Source organism: Paenibacillus gallinarum (genome assembly GCF_014836635.1).
Taxonomy (GTDB): domain Bacteria; phylum Bacillota; class Bacilli; order Paenibacillales; family Paenibacillaceae; genus Paenibacillus; species Paenibacillus gallinarum.
Genome location: NZ_JACSQL010000003.1, coordinates 106,598 through 125,823, shown reverse-complemented (window position 1 = coordinate 125,823; position 19,226 = coordinate 106,598). Strand labels below are relative to the sequence as shown.

Sequence of the window (19,226 nt, the reverse complement as noted above, 5' to 3'; positions counted from 1 at the left end):
TTGTTACGTCATCCTCTGATCTGCTCGGCCGCTTTTGCCATTCGGTACAGTACTCGTACGAAAAGGATATAAAGGATAACCGAAAGCAGCACAGGAACAATGACAAAAACGAGCTTATCCTCAACTAGATTAAGAAAAAATGGATAGATGAGCATTTTAAGCATCAGACAACCTATCAGCCATAAGCATCTTTTTTGCATCGACTGTTTTAGTAAACCCGATCTTATATAGTACCATAAAGGAAGATCACAAAGACCTTTGTATATGAAATATAGGAGTATAATCATGAATAACTCTAAGCCTTGCGTATAGATATGGTTTGCAACCGAGATGGTTTGAAATGTTTCAGCAGTACTTACTGACGGCATGAAATCCTTAGGCAAGGATAGGATGGATAGCAAAAGAGCAAGCCATGATACAACATGAAAAACAGATGTTTTTTCGCTTAATACCACAGCAGCCCGATAAATCAAGAAATATCCTATAAAATCAGCAAATATATCAAATGAATAGAAATTAATATGAAAGTTAACTTTAATGATTATGAAAATAAAGCCGATCCCCATTCTCCTAAGGGGTGTCGTGACCTTTGTACGCAATAAATACTCCAATCCATTCACCTCTCTTGTATATAGGACCTCACTTGCTCTTCTGAGAAATAAACAGAACTCTCATTAATCGCTATTGCTTCTACCCTGATTGAACCATCTTCCCGTTTAAAATGAAGCTGAACCACGGGGTTATATACCCTCATTGATCCTTCACCCTTCATCGGAAGATTCCACTTGTAGCTAATTCGAATGGGGTCATTTTCGTTCAGTTTCCATTCCTGTAGATCGGAATAGTCCGTATCATTCACCATAAGCTGAAGAACCGGTTCGATATCAGACTGATTTAGAGACACGTGTTCAAGGATTGCGGGTTCTTTCATCCGAAGAGCCGTAAGTCCGCTGCCATCAGGAAAACCGCCGCTTGACGTAGTAAGGACAATGGAATCTTCATCTGACTGATCAAAAGTCTCAATACGAATTTCACCGATCGGGATTCGTTCAGACTCAATCCCTTGATACACCACTTCCATTTCATGAATTACAAGTTCCTGCTGTTCATTTTGCTCATCTTCTTCTCTTAGTGGCTTATAGTAAAGGACCTTTAGTACATGGTGTGTATATTCCTTCACTTCTTCGATTCGGTAGCTGGAATAAGGCAGCTCATCAAACTTGATATATATGACCCTGTTATCACCCGTTTTATTCTCCAGATAATAAATTGGAATTTCTTCTTGGTTTACATCGTAACTGCCCAAATGCGTGAGAAACAAAGGTTTATCGAGTCTTGCCCCGAAGTAATACCATACATTCCCTGCCCAACTCATGATTAACAGTAATAAAAATCCAATGAATACTGTCCTTGCAGTTAGCCATTTCGGCGTATTCATCTGTACCCACCTCATTTCAAGACATTATTTTACCACTAATTAGCAAATGAGAGGAGATAAGTGTTGTAATTCCTAATAACTACAAAAAAAGGGGGATCAAATTGAGTTCAATTTGATCCCCCTTTTCATATTGCATTCTACTCTGCCATATAGGATTCAGTAAGTACTATTGCATACTCATTTATTTTCCCTTTACAGTTGCCGTTCCTGTAACAAATTCCGTCTCGCTAAGTACTGAAGATGCTGTACTATTCGCTGTCTGTCCTGCCACTCTTTTCACAAACAAAGCAAGGACGAAACCGAGACAAGCGAGAATCAGTCCAATCTTAAATGCGTCCATTACACCCGCAGTCATTGCTGCATTCAATTCAGCCGTTCCAGGATTCGCTATGCCGCTTAGCGCTTTCTTCTCCCCATTCTGCATAATCGAGATGAAGATTGCTGCTCCCAGAGCACCTGACGTTTGCTGCAGCGTAGTCAGAACTGCTGTCCCATGCGGATATAACTCGGCAGGAAGGGCATTCAGTCCATTGGCTTGTGCAGGCATCATAATCATGGCAATAGATATCATTAAGAAAGTTTGAAGAACGGCCACAAGCCAAGCAGACTGTAAAGGCAGCAATAAGAAACAAGTAATTGTAACAATCATAATCAACATCCCAGGCAGAAGAAGCACCCGTGGTCCATATTTATCGAATAATTTCCCCATGATTGGCGACATGAGTCCGTTCAGAAGTCCGCCAGGCAACATGACAAGTCCGGTCATCAAAGTACTATAAAGCATCACTTGCTGCAAATAAAGAGGTAAAACGAGCATCATAGCAAACATGGTCATCATTACGATGATGGATAATACAACAGCAACAGAAAACATCGGATAGATAAATACCTTCATATCCATAACAGGTACAGTCAACTTCATCTGCCTCCACACAAAGAGACCAAGAGATATAGCACCAATCGCGATAATAAAGATCACATAACTCTGAATCGCTGTGCTGCCGCCTTCCCCCATACTTCCAAATCCGAATACAATCCCTCCAAAACCAATCGTAGAAAGAATAACGGAGAACACATCCAGTTTCGGTCTGCTTGTACTGGTAACATTTCGCAACTTCATAAATCCGAAGATCAGCGTTAAGGCAACGATCGGAGCTACCAAAATAAATAACCAGCGCCATGATAAATGCTGCAGGATAAAACCGGATAATGTCGGTCCAATTGCGGGTGCAAACATAAGAACAAGTCCAATCAGTCCCATTGCAGCTCCTCTGCGCTCCATAGGAATGACAGCCAAGATAATATTCATCATCAGTGGAATCAGCACAGCCGTACCGACGGCTTGAATCACCCTTCCTAAGAGAAGAATACCGAAGCTTGAACTGATTGCGGCAAGGACTGTCCCGATCAGGAATAAGGCCATTGCAGATAGATAAAGTTGTCTTGTTGTAAACCGCTGAACTAAATACGCAGATACGGGGATCAGTATACCGATGACAAGCATATAGCTAGTCGAAAGCCACTGTGCCAGGTGAGGTTCAATACTCAGGTCACCCATGATTTGAAATAAAGCTACATTCAGCAACGTCTCGTTAAGAATAGCTACAAAGGCACCCGACAATAAAACAGCAAGTAGCAACCCGGTTTTCGGAAAGTCGGCACTCTTATTTACGTTGTTATCTGCCGAATCATTCAGTGAATTTGTATTCAATTTTTCTCCTCCATCCAATTCTATCTATATATATGTAAATCCGTTACCCTTCTTTTTTTGAAGATGAGGTATACGGACAATGTAAGGAGTAAGTATCGTTACTTATTGTGATTTATTGCACTTTTACAACATACCACATCCTAGTTTCTTCTGCATCCGTATTTCTTTTCTATATCTGTTTTTTATTGATTATATTTATAAATCATTCTCCTATCATTTTTTATGTTTTTTCACCTCATATTGCATAGCTCTTCCTCCCACTATGGATAAGGGTTTGTGCCCTTTTTTAACTCTCTGTTATGGATTTTAAGCATGTTAAAGTGTGATTTTTGTCATACACTTCGAGTATATCTTGTAGGTATGATACTCAAATAGATCAATATATAGTGTGTACCGCATTACTAAAACATATAAATCATCCAAAACAAACAACACATAACAGAAAACGGAATTAGAAGGAGATCATTCATATGGCAAAATTAGAAGCATTCATACCTAACCCTAAACAAGCAGATGAACTCACAGATATTATGGACCAAATCTTAGGCAGTAAGGACACCGATCTGCTTAGAGAAAATGCAAATTTGAATGGAGACTCTTTCAGTGGAAAGATGAGTAAAATCGGATCTGAAACTGCGAAAAAACATGTCATGAAGCATGTCCTTCCCAAACAGGTTGCTCAAGCTATAACAGAGGGCGAACTTTATGTTCACGATCTTGATCAATATGCGCTCGGTACAACGAACTGCATCTTTATTCCTTTTGATCGGCTTCTAGAACGCGGATTTAATACAGGAAATGGTTCTGTTCGAACCCCTCAATCGATCATGTCAGCGATGTCACTTGTCGCTATTATTTTTCAGTCCCAGCAAAACAGTCAATTTGGCGGTGTTTCTGCCAACAAAATCGATTGGGACCTGGCTCCTTATGTAGCACGTTCCTTTAGAAAGCACTTCCGAAAAGGAAAACAATTATTTGAAGAAACAGCAGAACTAGATCAGGAACATATCCATATGAATAGTGAACTCGCACAAACGACTTGTCCGAAAGCCTACGCTTTTGCCATGAATGAAACCATTCAAGAGACCCAACAAGCGGCTGAATCCCTTATTCACAACCTAAATACGATGAGCAGCCGGGCAGGCGGTCAAATTCCGTTTACGTCCTTAAACTATGGATTATGCACGTCTGCTGAAGGAAGACTTGTATCCAATGCGCTTCTTGATGCTACAATCGCAGGACTCGGCCATGGAGAAACACCTGTGTTCCCTCAACATATTTTCCAGTGTAAACAAGGGATTAACCAAGCTCCAGGTGAACCTAACTATGATATTTTTGTAAAAGCGCTCGAATGTTCCAGCCGGAGATTATATCCGAACTTCGTAAATGTCGATGCTACATTTAATTTGCCGTTCTATCGTGAAAATGAACCTGATACCATTATTGCTACCATGGGTTGCCGCACGCGTACGATCGCTGACCGGTTTGGCCGCAACCGTCAAAGCGGAAAAGGAAATCTCTCTTTTAATACGGTTAACCTTGTGAAGCTTGGCATTGAACATGGGATTGCGCTGCGTAAACGGACAGAACCCGATATGAAAGAATTCTACAAGAATTTACACCGTGTAATGGAGATCGCTTTAGAAGGGCTGCTGCATAGATACGCTATTCAATCTGTTCAACCTGCAAAAGCCTCTGACTTTATGATGCGGGAAGGTGTCTGGGAAGGTGGCGAACATCTGAATCCTGATGAACCCGTAGCAGCCCTACTGAAGCATGGAACATTGTCGATTGGATTTATTGGACTTGCTGAATGTATGAAAGCATTATATGGAAAACATCATGCGGAAGACGAAATATCCTACAAAGAAGCAGTTCATATTATTGAAACCATGCGGAAATTCTGTGACAAAAAAGGGGATGAATACAATCTGAATATTACCCTGTTTGCTACTCCAGCAGAAGGCTTGTCAGGAAAATTCACCGTTTTGGATCGAAATAAATACGGAATTCTACCTGAAATTAATGATCGTGATTACTATACGAACTCTTTCCATGTTCCTGTGTACTATTCGATTTCGGCCGCGAAGAAAATTCAGCTGGAAGCACCATTCCATGAACTATGCAATGCAGGAGCGATCTCTTATGTAGAACTGGATGGAAATGCCCGTAATAATCAGGATGCATTCCGCCGAATTGTACAATATGCGCTGTCTCAAAATATCGGATATTTCTCAGTCAACCACCCATTAGATCGCTGTCCTTCCTGCGGCTATGAAGGTGTCATTGGTACAGAATGTCCAAGCTGTGGAATAAATGAAAATGACATTCATTTTAGCCGACTTCGCAGAGTAACTGGATATTTAACTGGAGATTACACAGTTCGTTTCAATTCAGCTAAACAAGCGGAAGTCAGAGACCGGGTTAAACATCTATGATCCCTTTACACATCTGCGGTTATATTCCAGAATCTATTAATGAAGGTGCGGGTCTTCGGGCTGTTGTTTTTATAAGTGGCTGTAAGCATGCATGTCCTGGCTGTTTTAATCCATCTTCCTGGAATTTCAGGGCAGGTAAACCTTTCACGGAAGAAGAACAACTGCGCATTATCCAGGAAATTGCGGACAACCCATTGCTTGATGGGCTGACCTTATGCGGGGGAGATCCTTTCTTCTCCGCCCCTGCATGTACAGCTTTTGTTCGGAAGTATAAAGAGCTTTGTCCAGAAAAAACCCTTTGGGCTTATACCGGTTTTGTCTATGAAAAGCTGCTGGAGGATCCAGACATGCGGTCGCTTGCTGAGCTTTGTGATGTCATCATCGATGGTCCTTTCCAAATGGAATTGAAAGATACCACGCTTCTTTTCCGCGGAAGCCGAAATCAGCGAATTATTGATGTACAAGCATCGTTATCCCAAGACACGGTGATTACTTTATAATTCTTATAGAAACATCCGGCGACATGGTCTACGTTCATGAACCGGATGTTTTTCGTTTTTCACGATAGGTAAAGTAGGAGTATGGTCTCGATCAAATGGAACAAGAAACCTCTCATTTCTTATGTGAATTTTTCATGTGTTGTAATTTTGTAATAGATAGGTATTTATTTCTTCGTTAGTCATGGTGTTATAGATTCCTCCCAGAATGGTTCGCCATAAGGTGTGGTTATCTTGAAACATGTTTGCTACCTCTGGGATGAGCAGTGTACAGACGTTCGGCAGTTGATAATCAATCTGAACTATATCCGATACCTGCGCGTGATTTACTACTAGTAATTTATAATCACCTACCACGAGGTCATCTAGAACTTGTAACAACTCTTCCGTTTCATATGAAGTGGCTTCGGTTCGTAAAAAAAAGATTCGCTTACCACTCTGCATAAGCTGCAAAAACCGGTTTGCTCTATAGTCTAGTTTTTGCTTCAAGCCTGAATAGCTTTCAAGGATATCGGGATCGTTATCTTCCATCGGAAAATCATGAACAGAATACAGATCATAGGCAGCGTCCCGAATGACATAACAACCTGAATCAGAACTTGCCCCGTGATACCTGAGATTATCTCTTAGCATGACATGACGGAATCGATCACGTAGCAGCGCACTCACCCCTGATAAATGAGGGGACATCATCCAGTCGATGACTCCAGCTATATTTCGGATTTTACTGTGATTCAGCTGGCTTGCAGGAAGACAGTTATGGCCCAGACTACAGAGGACATCATACCCACCCTTTAATTCATGCAGTTCCATTTACTTTGCCTCCTTTCAGCCAGGGTATACCCTATTAGATTACGAAAAGCTCCGCTGTGCCTGTGCGATTGGACTCTTCTTATCAAAAACACTCTCTATAGACCTAAGGATTATTTGTTTCACTCTTCTTCTCCTGCGGTAATGATACATAATTACGGAATACTTGGCTCAAACTAACCATAACGGAAAGGGTGAACCTATCATGAGTGAAGACAAAACAGACCGCGGTGCCGGTTTTGATTCTATTGTCGAACCGGATCCGAGATTCGATCAGATCGATTGGACCAAAAACTCTGATTCAATAACGATTGCTAATCTTACCGAAGATGAACAGGGGATAACGGATGAGGATAAGGATGAAGAAGAAAAGCGATAATCAGGAAGCGCAGAATATGTGGCTTTCATCCACTTACCGTCGTAATTATTCTGCGCTTTCGAATCCAAAAAAAAGAGAGAAATCTACGGATGAGTAGGTTTCTCTCTTTTTGTATATAACCGACCGCCGGATTACGCGCTCAGCGGTTAACTCTCTTTTGTTCCATTACTTTTTTTAATCGGCCAGGATAATCGGTAATGATGCCATCAATTCCTTTTTCTATTAACTTGTTCATCACACTCTCTTCATTTACCGTCCAAGCATATATCTGCAAGCCTTCATTTTGTACAGATCTGAAGTCTGCCTCTTCTAAGTGGATGAAATATGGGTGCAGAGAAAAAGCATTTACTCCTGCAGTATTCGGTAATAACTCAGGGTGAGCGAAATTTTGAGCATATAGTAGGCCCGTTTTCACTTTCGAATTCAATTTTTCCAAAGTGCGTAAGCTGTCAAAATGAAAAGAAGATACGACGACATTGTCATACAGGACATACTCTTCTAGCAGCGCAACCAATTTTTCTTCCACCCCTTCGGAAGTCCCGCCCTTAATTTCAACATTAATCATCAGATGACGGGGAGCAAGCTCAAATACTTCCCTTAAAGTAGGGATCGATTCTCCTTGGTAGGAGGAATCAAACCACGATCCGGCATCCAGCTGCTGAAGTTCTGCCATCGTCATCTCTTTTACATACCCGTTACCATTCGTAGTACGACGGACGGTGTCATCATGAATAACCATGATTTCTCCATCTTGGGATAGATGAATATCAAGTTCAAAGGCATCACAGCCCTGCTGCAAAGCAAGTTCAAAAGCAGCTATTGTATTCTCTGGAGCTTCCCCTTTTGCCCCTCGATGGGCAATAATCAGCGGTTTTTTCATAAAATCTGCACCTTCCTCACAAGATAGAAGAAATAAGATTTCAAAGTATTCTAGTCTGTAATCTAGTTTAGTATACGATGCTCTTATTCCCCTATCACCCGTATCATGTAAAATCTATATTAAATCATGACGAAACGGCATTCCGCCTTGCGCTCCGAATTTGGTTACCGATATAGAAGCCGCTAGATTAGCAAAGGAGATACTATCTTTTATTGACTTTCCTTCTGCCAGCGCCACTGCAAATGCCGCATTAAAAGTATCGCCTGCACCCGTTGTATCTACAGCTTCCACGATAAAAGCAGGGACCACTACCTCTTGTTCGCCGTCATAATAACGAACTCCCTTCTTTCCTTCGGTTACGATAAGTTTATTCGGATATTTACGTAATGAATCCTCTACATTCTCTTCCTCAAACATCATCTGTGCTTCATGTTCATTTGGTGTAATATAGGCAGCATCTTCAATGAGTTGCTGACTTATTTTCCTTGCTGGCGCCGGATTGAGGACAAGGGGGACACCTGCTTCTTTACATATTTCTGCTACATGTTCAACCGTCTCTTCCGGTATCTCTTGCTGAATAAGTACGATATCCGAGGTGCGAATCACTTCAGCGGCTTGATCGATATAAGCAGGGGTCACTTCATTATTAGCTGCTTTTACTACGATAATGCTGTTATCCCCTTCAGCCAAAATGATATGTGCTGTCCCGCTCTCCATCTCGGCTACCGGCTGAACATAGTTGACGTTTACATGATTTTGCTTAAAATTGTCCAAAATGGCTTTTCCATACGTGTCTTCACCAACACGTCCTACCATGTAAACCTCGGCTCCAAGTCTCGCAGCAGCCACAGCCTGATTAGCTCCCTTTCCTCCAGGTACCGCTTGAAAAGATTCACCAAGTACCGTTTCACCTGCGCTAGGACGTTTACTTGACGTGACTACAAGATCCATTGAAGAACTTCCAATCACCGTTACTTTTGGCTTTTTATATGTACTCATTGTTAGAATTCCCGCCTTCATTTGAGATTTACTTTTCATTTTCTATATGTTTACATTTAATAAAATGGTATTATTTACTATATATTACGATAAGGAGTGGTCACTATCATGCAAAATATAGGTATAACAGGATTGATTTTGCTCATTGCAGCTCTTGTCTTTGTTATCTGGTTGATACGAAAAATTATACATAGATGAGGAAGAGCTACTCTATATATGATAAAAGGACTGTACCTATCAGGCAACAGTCCTTTTATCTATTCTTTTCCGCAGATCTATTAGATAAGGTCACTTTGTGTCAAATTACTGTTATATTTCCGTAATACATATACATTCCGCAATTAAATGAATAGGAACCGGGATCAAGCGTGGTATCCACAGTGTAGTAGTTATCACCTTTTTCCAAATATTTCAGCATATCCAAATCTTTAGACACAACATCCGTAATGCATGTGAGGGAGGTATCTTTTCTAAAATTAATTTTGGTCGGTACTCCTTGTTTTACCTCAATCTTATCGGGATAGAAACCGTCCGATTTGACCTGAACCGTAATCACTTCATAGCCTTCCAGTTCTTCTTCTGCCTGCCCGTTCCCTCCAGCAGACGGCATAATTTCCTTTCCGCTAAACATAAACAAAGCCCCTGCCATGAGGATTACAGCCACCACTCCAATTGCGGCAAAAGGCCACCATTTCGGCAATTTTTTATTCATAATCAATCGTTCCTCTCGAAAAACAATATTCATGATGTCCCATACTCATTATAATGATAAATCAATGATTCTATAACTGAAATGACCCTTTAGAGCTACTTTACACCTATTTTGTTCCATAAAATCTTACTATTCTGTGACGCTCCCTTTCAACTAAAGTCATGCACATGAAAAATAGCCCGCTAACTGATCAGTTAATGGGCTGACTTTACTCTTGCATGTTCAATATAAAATAGGATTGTTATTCACGATGGAGACAAGTTCATTCCCCGTTTTGTGCTGAGTGGCTTTCATCAATTCTCAATAAACTATCCTCCTCAACCTTTTATTTATCAAGATGCCGCTCGTAAATGTACCAAGAACATAGCCGCGCTAGCGGGAAAAGTAACAAGACCACATTCAAGAGCCAGACTCTTGAACCCCCTATGTTTTCTTTAGGAATAAATAAAAGAATCATTCCAAAAAGGAAGGCAAAACCAGAAGTCCAGCTAAATGCTGCACCATTTACTGGGCTCCCGTCTAGAAAAATCGATTGGCAGCCTTTTAAGGCTTCTGAATAACATGAGGTATGATAGGCAGATAACGAAAAAAAAGAGAGGTTCACCAAGAGATCATACCGAGATTCAATCTCAGCATTACAATGTACACAATAAATGTGCTGATGATGTGATGCGGACAAGCAGATCCCTCCTGAAATTCTATTTTCTAACATTATACTATAACGAATTATTATTCCCATGTATGTTAATCAATTTCATAACTCATTAAAACGATAAATTCGTAACTAAAGGTATTATGAAATAGATTCATGTAACTAAAATCAAAAAAAGCACCTGTTTGGCTCTTTGCCAACAGCGTGCTCCAACAGCGTGCTCCAACAGCTACATACCTTAGTTTAACTACATTATTTCACTCGTAGAACCTGGCCTACATGAATTGCAAAGTTATTATCCAGTTTATTCCATTCTTTGATCTGCTGTATTGTACTTCCATATTTCAAGCTTAAAGCATATACTGTATCACCATTAACAACCGTGTGCTGAACAGTTGTAATCTTCTTTGTTAGATTGAAATTTTTGACGAGACCATTCACATGTCCCCGAGCAACTGAATCAAGATGTGAAGCTGATTTAAGCAGTGCTGCGTCGCTGTTTGAATCTATAAATCCATTCTCCGTCAAGATGGCAGGCATACGAGATTCCCTTAGTACATGAAAGTTTGCCGTTTTTCGCCCTCGATCGGTAAGTGTATTTAACTTTAAAATTTCATTGTGCATATTACTCTGATAGTTTGCAGCGCGAGTGCTAGATCCCGGATATACGAAATCCTCATAACCTGTACCCCCGCCAGCATTAATGTGTATAGATAAAAAATAATCGGCTCCCCACGTATTTGCTGCATTGGTACGCTGTGTCAGAGTCACCGTTTCATCCTTCATCCGGCTCATTAAAATAGATACGTTACTATATTCTGCGAGCAATATGGAACGAACCCGAGTAGCGATCGCCAGTGTTAGATCTTTTTCTTTCAGACCATACCCTAACGCTCCTGAATCGGATCCTCCGTGACCAGGGTCAATAAATATTTTAACCATGATTTATCACCTCCCTTATATTATATGATTGGTTCTATTACTTGCTTGGACGAAAAACTCAGGAAACAACAAAAACTCTACCAATCCGAAGATCGATAGAGTTCTTATTCTGTTCTTATTTTCTTTTTGTCGGTATGACTAGATACACAATAAATCCAATGACACAAACAATCGGGATTAACGTAATCAAGATATTTTCCCATAAAATATGCACTATTTCACCTCATAACGATATCAGAATCATGTGGTAAATTATAACATATTAATAATGGGGAAGATACCTAGGTCCCATGTTTCGTAGGGTTACTTTCTATCATTATTCAATGATTATGTAGAAAGATAATTATACTTCCACCTGTTCAGTCGTTTTCACAAGATACATAGATACTTCGGTATCTAGCAAATATTCTGGTTTCTCCTGAGTTCGTTTGTTCCGGTGACCCTCAATGTGAGCAGGGCTCTTCTCCCAAGTCTTCCATGCTTCCTCTGATTCCCAGCGAACCATGACGATAACTTCTTCCGTTTCTTCCCCTTTTTTACGGTTTTTCTTCACCATCACCGATCGATCAATAAAGCCTGGAATCTCGGACATCGGTCCGCCTGGTTTGCCGAAACGCTCCACGATCTTCTCACTGAAACCTTCTTTTACCGTAATTTTACGAAGTTGGACTAACAAGATATAAACACCCTCTCTAATATCATTACCTATATCACTATACTAGACGATAATGATTATCAGTGTCAACGCATGGATACCATACCCACCTATTTATTCCACCCAGTCTGTTTCTCCTTCTTCGTAAAAACCTGTCATCTCGTCAGCCATGTTCTGGATATCTTCAGAATGAATGATGGTGATACCATACCCATCTTCTTGCTGCTTTTTGAGTGCTTTTTCCTTTACAAATTTAGGACTTCCTGGGCCTGTCTCTTCATCATACACAAGCAGTAAATGATCCGTTTTCCGGAATAACAGTTCGTCTCTCGCAGCAAACTGCCAAGGGCCGATATAAGGCTGTTTACTCACCACACCATAATAGTCCACATTCCGTTTAATTTCTTCATAGTACGTTTTCTTATCCTCCGACCAATTCGCTTCCGGGTCAGCAAAGGCCGAAATAATGGATAATTTGAGCTGCGGATACTCCTTTTTTAATTCAATGACAACTTCACAAGCCCATAGATCAATTCCAATTTGTCCGGGTGTGATAACCCACTCAATTCCATCCTCAATCAACGAAACAAGTTTGGAACGAAGAGCCTGCTTTATAAAAGGAATGCCTGGATGTTTTTGGTTGAAAATACCGAGCTCATGAGCCCGATATCCAGTTACTAATAAGTTTTTCATAAAATAAAGCCACCTGCCGTCTTTCTGACTGTTCTTGATGTTACTATCGTACCACATTCTACTTCTTTGTTGCTTCTACCCTATTCTTATCTGAAGATGTCCTTGCCGTTTTACTTATATTTTATTTACGATCAAAAGTTCCGTTTTTTTCGTATCATACGTATGCTCAATGCTTTCCTCCGAAATCACTTTTAGTTTCAGCAGTGCAGCAATTTTGGCATGATCTGCTTTTGAAATTAGCTTCCATACGTCTGCATCAGGGAGTGCTTTATATAATTTATCATCATCATATTCTTTTTTGGATTGGCCTACGAGTTTTGCAGTATAGTCTCCTGCATCGATCAGATTCACTCCCTCCTCTTTCATCACCAGGATAATCTCATCCCGAAGTACGGACAGTTCTTCATCTATCGCTTTCTTTCGCTGCTTCAATTCAAAATAACGATGTAGTAATAATTCCATTCCCTATCACGCTCCTTTATGAACATATGTATGCGGATGGTAAGGAAAAGATGGCTTACTTACAAAAATAAAAGGACAAGCTGGGCAGGTAATAAATTATTATATCTATCTTTTCTTTTGCTATCTTTATTTTTGCTGTGCTAAGATAGGCCTAACTTTAGGAACGGAGGGATACCGGAATGATTATAAATTGGATTCGAGTAAGATTCACTTTTGCCCCTACTAACTAAATAGGCAAAGACTCTGTCTACTGTGTGCGGACAGAGGACTCGGATTCGATCTAATTTATTTGGGTATTCAATTATTATTCTTGTGGGATTCGGCCATTAAGGCAGGCTGGCCTCTATGGGAAAGCGATTTAACCTCTCCATATTTTTAGCGGCTGGATATCTTTACGATCTGGTCAGAATATGGCTTTGTAGAATCTGTCGCTTTTTGAACCTACTTCTTCTATGTCCGCCGAGTTCTCATGCGTAACACAGGCAGCAGTCCGCCTGTGTTTTTTTGATGTTCAAACCTAAGGAGGACAACCAAATGGAACAAATAATCAAAGAAAAAGCAATTATTGCGGGTCTTGAGCGCAAGGGACAGGAAGATTTTAATTATTCTATGGAGGAGCTCGCAAATCTGGCTGACGCATGTCATATATCCGTGGAGGCTGTTATTACACAAAAAGCGGAGCGAGTACATCCTTCCTTATATCTAGGTACGGGTAAAATTGAAGAACTGGCGAGGCTCCTGGATACACTAGAGGTGGACATTGTTATTTTTAACGACGAACTTTCCCCCTCCCAAGTTCGTAATTTGGAGAAAAGACTAGATGCATCTGTTCTGGATCGAACGACATTAATTTTGAATATATTTGCCGAACGTGCAAGATCGAGAGAATCCCAGCTGCAGGTAGAACTAGCCAGACTACAATATGTGTTGCCCCGTTTATCTGGTATTAGTTCTTCGTCAGGCAGACAACGAGGCGGTGTTGGTACCAAGAATAGAGGCTCTGGTGAAACAAAGCTAGAACTGTCTCAGCGCCGCATAGAGGATAAGATTACCGAACTTGGCCGGGAACTTGAACTGCTTATCTCACAACGTGAAACCCAGCGAAGACGTCGGCAAAAAACAGAAATTCCGGTAGTTAGCCTTGTAGGGTACACCAACACGGGTAAATCAAGTCTTATGAATGCTCTATTACAGAAGCATCATGCTTCCGAGGATAAAGCTGTTTTTGCAAAAGATATGCTGTTTGCTACCTTACAAACATCCGTTAGAAAGCTCGAACTTGCAGATCGAAAAAGTTTCCTTCTCACCGATACCGTCGGATTTGTCAGTAAGCTGCCCCATCATTTGGTCAAAGCTTTCCGTTCGACCTTGGAAGAGGTGCTGGATTCAGATCTGCTAATTCATGTCGTAGATAGTGCTAATCCTGATGCGGAGCAGCTCATTGAGGTCACCAATACAACACTTCGAGAGCTCGGAGCAGACGAAATCCCTGTTATTTATGCCTATAACAAAACGGATCTTCGAATGCTTCCACTTGAATCTAAAGAACTTCGGCAGCCTGCTGTTCTCGTTTCAGCCAAGACCGGGGCCGGTCTTGAGGAAATAGAGCAAGCGATCCGTGATGCTATCTTTGGCCACTATAAAGAAGTCGAAGTCACCATTCCTTATGGTGAAGATCAATTCGTCTCTTATCTACATGAACATGCGTATGTAAAATCAACCCGTTATGAGGAAGACGGTACAAAACTTACCGTTGAAGCTTCTCCGGCCATGATCCAGAAATGGTCCCAACTGCTTGATAGGCCTACCTCCTAATAGATAAGCTTACAAAAAACCTCCTGCCATAACTCGGCAGGAGGTTTTGACATGCTATAAAAATCTTTTTAAACAATCTTATTTTACAGGATAAGTCCAAAAATATTCCGTCTCCAAACGTTTCTGAAACTGTTTGTCTTTCAGCAGAGAATCCCCCGACAAAATGCGGAACTGTGAGCTGTGAGCCTGAATGGACTGAACTTTATTGAGCTTGAAATTCCGAATATCGTAAGATACATCCGGCTCGCCGAGTGCTTCTTTATGACCATTCGAGAAAGCAACACACTGAATGGCTGGACGTCTGTCTTCTTCCAGTGCTTCCACAACACGCACCACAGCAGCTCCTGTAGCATCATGATCTGGGTGTACGCTATACCCCGGATAGAACGTAAAGATGATCGACGGATTCAGCTCCTCAATCAGTGCTGATATCGCACCATCCAAAAGATCGCGATCTTCAAATTCAATCGTTTTATCGTGGAAGCCAAGCATTCTTAGATCTTGAATGCCGATCGCACGGCAAGACTGCTTGAGCTCTTCCTTGCGAATCGCTGGTAGTGTAATACGGTTAGCAACGGGCGGGTTCCCCATATTTCGAGCCATCTCACCGAGTGTGAGACATGCATAAGTAACCACTGCCCCTTCTTCATTAATCAATTTAGCAAGTGTTCCTGACATACCAAATGATTCATCATCCGGATGCGGTAATACGACTAGAATACGTTTTTGTTCCATAAAGAACCCCTCTTTCTAAAACAATGTTCTGCTGAGCAGCAAAGATACAATGAGGCGCCCTTCTGCGTCATGACCTGCAAGCAGTACACGTCCTTCTTCATTTTCTTCCCAGTGGGTAAGTCCTTCCGTGTATACCCATCCATCATTAATCTTTAAACCAACACGATAGTAAGTATCCCCCTCAATCGTGCCTCTTGAATATCGAACCGGTATATTCTTAATAAAGTTCGAAGCAGGATGCTTCGAGCTATCATTATGGGCTGCATAAGCTCCCATTGTAAGTTCCATATGAAGATATAAGTCTTCGTTTGCATATCGGTCCAGCTGTTCTTGTACCAATGCCTTATTAATTAACTGCATGATGATACCTCCGGTAACTTCTACGAATCTATCATACCTTGTTAGGTATAATGGGTGGTTTCTATCAAATCGTGGTGCACACTACATATAGCAGTATATCTCAAAAAACAGGGAAAACAAAATCAATCTGCGTATTTTTAATGACGGTTCGTTTCATACCTGTCAAATCGGTATATATAGCTGTATCTAAAGATGAAACAAAGGGATGATCTGATACGTAATAGGATTAAACCATTTATAATCATAAGGAGGCTTTTCATTTATGTCTTTTTTTAACAAAATGCTTGCAAAGGTAGGCATCGGTTCTGCTGAGATTGACACTTTACTTGAGAAAGTATCTTATGTACCCGGTGAAACAGTGAAAGGTGTCGTTCGCATTCAAGGAGGCCACGTGGATCAAGAAATTGAACGCATTTACATTCAGCTGATGACCCGCTATATAAGAGAACAAAACGATCGAAAATCGGAATACAAACATACACTAGCCTGCTTTGATGTCTCGGATCGCCTGCTTCTACGCAGTGGAGAAAAGATAGAGATTCCTTTTAGTTTTCCGCTTCCTCTTGAGACCCCTGTTACTTATGGCGGACAGCCCGTGTGGTTAAGTACAGGCCTTGATATTGAAATGGCCATTGATCCAACAGATCATGATGCGATTAAAGTGGAGCCTCACTTCTATATGGATGCTGTTTTTGAAGCAGTTGAATATTTAGGATTCCATTTCAAATCCTCTACTTGTGAACATGCTACAAAGCTGGGACGCGGAGTTCCTTTCGTACAAGAATTTGAATACTATCCAAGTTCCCGGTTCGCTGGGCGCGTTCATGAGCTGGAACTGATGATGAACCTGGATGAAGAAGGTATTCATGTGCTTGTAGAGGTTGACCGGAGAGCACGAGGCCTCATGGGATTTTTTGAACAAGCTTTTGATCTGGATGAACGTCATATTCGTCTTTACTTCGATCATGCTGACATTGCTCAAGGTGCTTCCCACATCGCTGAACAGATTGAACGCGTGATTGAGGAACAAACTCGCCTCTAACTAAAATACGATATACAAAAAAAACGCTAGTGTCTGCTCTAATATAGAGAGATACTAGCGTTTTTTAATTTAGATAGACTGAACGTTTGTTTATTTATAATAGGACACTTACAAGCACGATCGACCCAATGATTCCACCGAAAATAATCCAGGCCAGTGGTCTTGCATGGTTAATCGTCCACCCATACCCCATTCTCTTTTCTACAAATAACGAAGGATCCTGAGGATTAAAATAAAACATCCCGAGCTTCCAGTTCTGATCATCGTCTCGCGGAGGTTTTGAAGAAGGTGCCACAGGCGACTTGACTCTGCTTCCTCCCTGACCCGTCGTGACATATAAAATACCTGTACCGGCTAAGATAAGAACAACGACTGAAATGCTGACAGTAGCTAATATCACTGGATCTACTGGATATAACATTTGGAATTGCATAAAGCTAAACAGCAAGAGTAGCATGAGAGAAGCAAATAAATTAAAGACCGAATTCCGTAGCCGAAAGATTCGATTTTTCTCCAAAGACACTTCTGGATGCTCCGTATCTACTTGTTGTTTACTTCGATAAATGACCGTATTGATAAACATAAACAGCAGTGTCATCATGATCTGCATAACGACTGGCATAAATACAGTACCGAGCGTCTTGTCTTTGATCGTTGTTGGATTTCCCTGGAAATCATATTGCATCACAATTTTGTCAGGAAACAGATCGTAATTCACCAGTGTGAAAATAAAAGTCACTATAATCAGGACCACATGAATCAAATACCACTTTTTAGAGATCACCAGTTTTTGTTTACGGAAGTTCATATCAATCGTTAACTTCGCTTGGGGAATTTTCATATCCGTTAAACGTTCCGCTTTATACTTTTTCATTTTCTTATGAAAGTAAATCATGGTTATAAACTGAGTCACAATACTTATGAGTACATAGATCATGATCCACATGGCCGAAACATTAGCAGAATCCGAACTCCTAACCGTCATTGCCATGGCGAATACAGCAAGAATAGATTGAATTACAAAATTGCTAACCGCATACCCTTTACGCATCCTTTTCAAATCAGCACTATGGAATACTTTTTCACTCACCGTAATCCCAAAACTTTCTGTCTGCCTTGTGAAATAAGGGATGAATGACGTAAGAAATACCATCGGTAAAAACAACGTAATCAGCAAGACAAAATAAATACCCGACATGCCTATCACTCCTTTTTATTATCCGCTTTATTCACGGGCGGCTCAATCTCTTGATATATACGCTCCATCATTTCCTTCATTTCTTCCAGGGTAACCCCTCTTAAAATGGCCTCAGCAATCAGCGGTCTAATCTGTGCATTTTGTTTATCACTAAATTCCTTATTGGCCTCTGGCATACCGTTTGGATTCACAACGACACCTTTCTGGCGATGAATATGGATATAATCCTCTTGCTTAAGAAGCTGATAAGCTTTGTTCACTGTGTGCAAATTAATGCCGATATCCGATGCCAGGCTCCGTACAGAAGGTAACGCTTCTCCAGGCTTTAGACTGCCGCTGGCGATTCCCTCAATAATCTGATTCGTCAGCTGAGTGTAGATGGGTATATCTGATTGCATATCAAGTTCAATGATCATGAACGGTTTGCACCTCCATTTCTCTTCATGTATCTGTTATATTTGTAGTATAACAGATATATAATATATATGTAAATAAACAAATGACTGTTCATGTTGTGAGAGAATTGTTGATTTTATCTTTTCTGAATTACAAAAAAACGCTGAATCAGCCTAACGGCATCCAGCGCTTTTCATTAAATATTTATATTGATAGGATTCGACTACCCTCTCTACGTCAATGGGGAGAAGTCATCTGTAAGTTGAATACACCTCATACCTGCTGGTTTGCCATCTGGCATTCCTGGAATTGAAGAGGTAATGGAGATCACGATACAACATGCACCACAGCCTGTCCTGCATTCCATTATGCATCACCACCTCATTAAATGAAGCTTACCAATACAAGTGTA

Annotated in this window: 21 protein-coding genes and 1 pseudogene; 5 read left to right on the top strand and 17 right to left on the bottom strand. The window is 40.8% G+C overall.

The window, feature by feature from the left end; genetic code table 11:
* Positions 1-8: 8 nt before the first annotated feature.
* The 3 genes from H9647_RS09755 to H9647_RS09745 all read right to left on the bottom strand — a co-directional run bounded on the left by H9647_RS09755 (position 9) and on the right by H9647_RS09745 (position 3,149).
* On the bottom strand, positions 9-611 hold the full coding sequence (locus tag H9647_RS09755; protein ID WP_191799584.1) for a hypothetical protein: 603 nt from the start codon (positions 609-611) through the stop codon (positions 9-11).
* Positions 612-616: 5 nt separating this feature from the next.
* Positions 617-1,438, bottom strand: a complete 822-nt coding sequence (locus H9647_RS09750; protein ID WP_191799583.1) for a hypothetical protein — start codon at positions 1,436-1,438, stop codon at positions 617-619.
* A gap of 181 nt (positions 1,439-1,619) precedes the next feature.
* Complete coding sequence (locus H9647_RS09745) at positions 1,620-3,149, bottom strand: MDR family MFS transporter (protein WP_225229202.1); 1,530 nt, start codon at positions 3,147-3,149, stop codon at positions 1,620-1,622.
* 470 nt (positions 3,150-3,619) lie between these two features.
* On the opposite strand from H9647_RS09745, the gene H9647_RS09740 reads away from it, so the two are divergent.
* The gene (locus H9647_RS09740; protein ID WP_191799582.1) at positions 3,620-5,587 is read left to right on the top strand and encodes an anaerobic ribonucleoside triphosphate reductase; all 1,968 of its coding nucleotides are present in this window, start codon (positions 3,620-3,622) and stop codon (positions 5,585-5,587) included.
* Positions 5,584-6,087: an anaerobic ribonucleoside-triphosphate reductase activating protein gene (gene nrdG / locus H9647_RS09735; RefSeq protein WP_191799581.1), complete on the top strand. Its 504-nt coding sequence runs from the start codon at positions 5,584-5,586 to the stop codon at positions 6,085-6,087. Before H9647_RS09740 ends, nrdG begins: the two co-directional genes overlap by 4 nt.
* Positions 6,088-6,219: 132 nt before the next feature.
* Here the strand turns inward: nrdG and H9647_RS09730 are convergent, their stop codons facing one another.
* The gene (locus tag H9647_RS09730) at positions 6,220-6,897 is read right to left on the bottom strand and encodes a DUF1796 family putative cysteine peptidase (protein WP_191799580.1); all 678 of its coding nucleotides are present in this window, start codon (positions 6,895-6,897) and stop codon (positions 6,220-6,222) included.
* A gap of 202 nt (positions 6,898-7,099) precedes the next feature.
* On the opposite strand from H9647_RS09730, the gene H9647_RS09725 reads away from it, so the two are divergent.
* Complete coding sequence (locus tag H9647_RS09725; protein WP_191799579.1) at positions 7,100-7,273, top strand: hypothetical protein; 174 nt, start codon at positions 7,100-7,102, stop codon at positions 7,271-7,273.
* A 139-nt stretch (positions 7,274-7,412) separates the two neighbouring features.
* On the opposite strand, the gene H9647_RS09720 is transcribed toward H9647_RS09725, so the two are convergent.
* From H9647_RS09720 to H9647_RS09685, 8 genes are all read right to left on the bottom strand, one after another.
* Positions 7,413-8,153 carry a glycerophosphodiester phosphodiesterase gene (locus H9647_RS09720; RefSeq protein ID WP_191799578.1) on the bottom strand — a complete coding sequence of 247 codons (741 nt, stop codon included), beginning with the start codon at positions 8,151-8,153 and terminating at the stop codon, positions 7,413-7,415.
* A 114-nt stretch (positions 8,154-8,267) separates the two neighbouring features.
* Positions 8,268-9,152: a ribokinase gene (rbsK, locus tag H9647_RS09715; protein ID WP_191799577.1), complete on the bottom strand. Its 885-nt coding sequence runs from the start codon at positions 9,150-9,152 to the stop codon at positions 8,268-8,270.
* Between the two features lie 298 nt (positions 9,153-9,450).
* Positions 9,451-9,864 (bottom strand): cupredoxin domain-containing protein, encoded by a 414-nt coding sequence (locus tag H9647_RS09710; protein WP_191799576.1) that lies wholly within the window; start codon positions 9,862-9,864, stop codon positions 9,451-9,453.
* A 325-nt stretch (positions 9,865-10,189) separates the two neighbouring features.
* Complete coding sequence (locus H9647_RS09705) at positions 10,190-10,543, bottom strand: hypothetical protein (RefSeq protein ID WP_191799575.1); 354 nt, start codon at positions 10,541-10,543, stop codon at positions 10,190-10,192.
* Between the two features lie 225 nt (positions 10,544-10,768).
* Complete coding sequence (locus tag H9647_RS09700; protein ID WP_191799574.1) at positions 10,769-11,458, bottom strand: N-acetylmuramoyl-L-alanine amidase family protein; 690 nt, start codon at positions 11,456-11,458, stop codon at positions 10,769-10,771.
* Positions 11,459-11,801: 343 nt separating this feature from the next.
* On the bottom strand, positions 11,802-12,134 hold the full coding sequence (locus H9647_RS09695) for an antibiotic biosynthesis monooxygenase family protein (RefSeq protein ID WP_191799573.1): 333 nt from the start codon (positions 12,132-12,134) through the stop codon (positions 11,802-11,804).
* A 93-nt stretch (positions 12,135-12,227) separates the two neighbouring features.
* Complete coding sequence (locus H9647_RS09690; protein ID WP_191799572.1) at positions 12,228-12,806, bottom strand: DUF1273 domain-containing protein; 579 nt, start codon at positions 12,804-12,806, stop codon at positions 12,228-12,230.
* A gap of 114 nt (positions 12,807-12,920) precedes the next feature.
* Positions 12,921-13,268 carry a hypothetical protein gene (locus H9647_RS09685; protein WP_191799571.1) on the bottom strand — a complete coding sequence of 116 codons (348 nt, stop codon included), beginning with the start codon at positions 13,266-13,268 and terminating at the stop codon, positions 12,921-12,923.
* Positions 13,269-13,802: 534 nt separating this feature from the next.
* Between H9647_RS09685 and hflX the strand changes: the two genes are divergently transcribed.
* Complete coding sequence (gene hflX / locus H9647_RS09680) at positions 13,803-15,083, top strand: GTPase HflX (RefSeq protein ID WP_191799570.1); 1,281 nt, start codon at positions 13,803-13,805, stop codon at positions 15,081-15,083.
* 78 nt (positions 15,084-15,161) lie between these two features.
* On the opposite strand, the gene bshB2 is transcribed toward hflX, so the two are convergent.
* A complete protein-coding gene (gene bshB2, locus H9647_RS09675; RefSeq protein ID WP_191799569.1) occupies positions 15,162-15,818 on the bottom strand; it encodes a bacillithiol biosynthesis deacetylase BshB2 in 657 nt (218 codons plus the stop codon).
* A 15-nt stretch (positions 15,819-15,833) separates the two neighbouring features.
* Positions 15,834-16,178, bottom strand: coding sequence for a YojF family protein (locus tag H9647_RS09670; RefSeq protein WP_191799568.1), 345 nt, complete (start codon positions 16,176-16,178; stop codon positions 15,834-15,836).
* Positions 16,179-16,440: 262 nt separating this feature from the next.
* Here H9647_RS09670 and H9647_RS09665 point away from each other — a divergent pair, with 262 nt between their 5' ends.
* A complete protein-coding gene (locus H9647_RS09665; RefSeq protein WP_191799567.1) occupies positions 16,441-17,220 on the top strand; it encodes a sporulation protein in 780 nt (259 codons plus the stop codon).
* Between the two features lie 94 nt (positions 17,221-17,314).
* Here H9647_RS09665 and H9647_RS09660 read toward each other — a convergent pair whose 3' ends face one another.
* The 3 genes and pseudogenes from H9647_RS09660 to H9647_RS09650 form a co-directional block, all read right to left on the bottom strand.
* Entirely contained in the window at positions 17,315-18,418 is a 1,104-nt protein-coding gene (locus tag H9647_RS09660) for a DUF1648 domain-containing protein (protein ID WP_191799566.1), read from the bottom strand.
* A 5-nt stretch (positions 18,419-18,423) separates the two neighbouring features.
* Positions 18,424-18,834 (bottom strand): GntR family transcriptional regulator, encoded by a 411-nt coding sequence (locus H9647_RS09655; protein ID WP_191799565.1) that lies wholly within the window; start codon positions 18,832-18,834, stop codon positions 18,424-18,426.
* A 230-nt stretch (positions 18,835-19,064) separates the two neighbouring features.
* Positions 19,065-19,181 (bottom strand): annotated as a pseudogene (locus tag H9647_RS09650) (YkgJ family cysteine cluster protein); the annotation flags it as partial.
* Positions 19,182-19,226 lie beyond the last annotated feature (45 nt).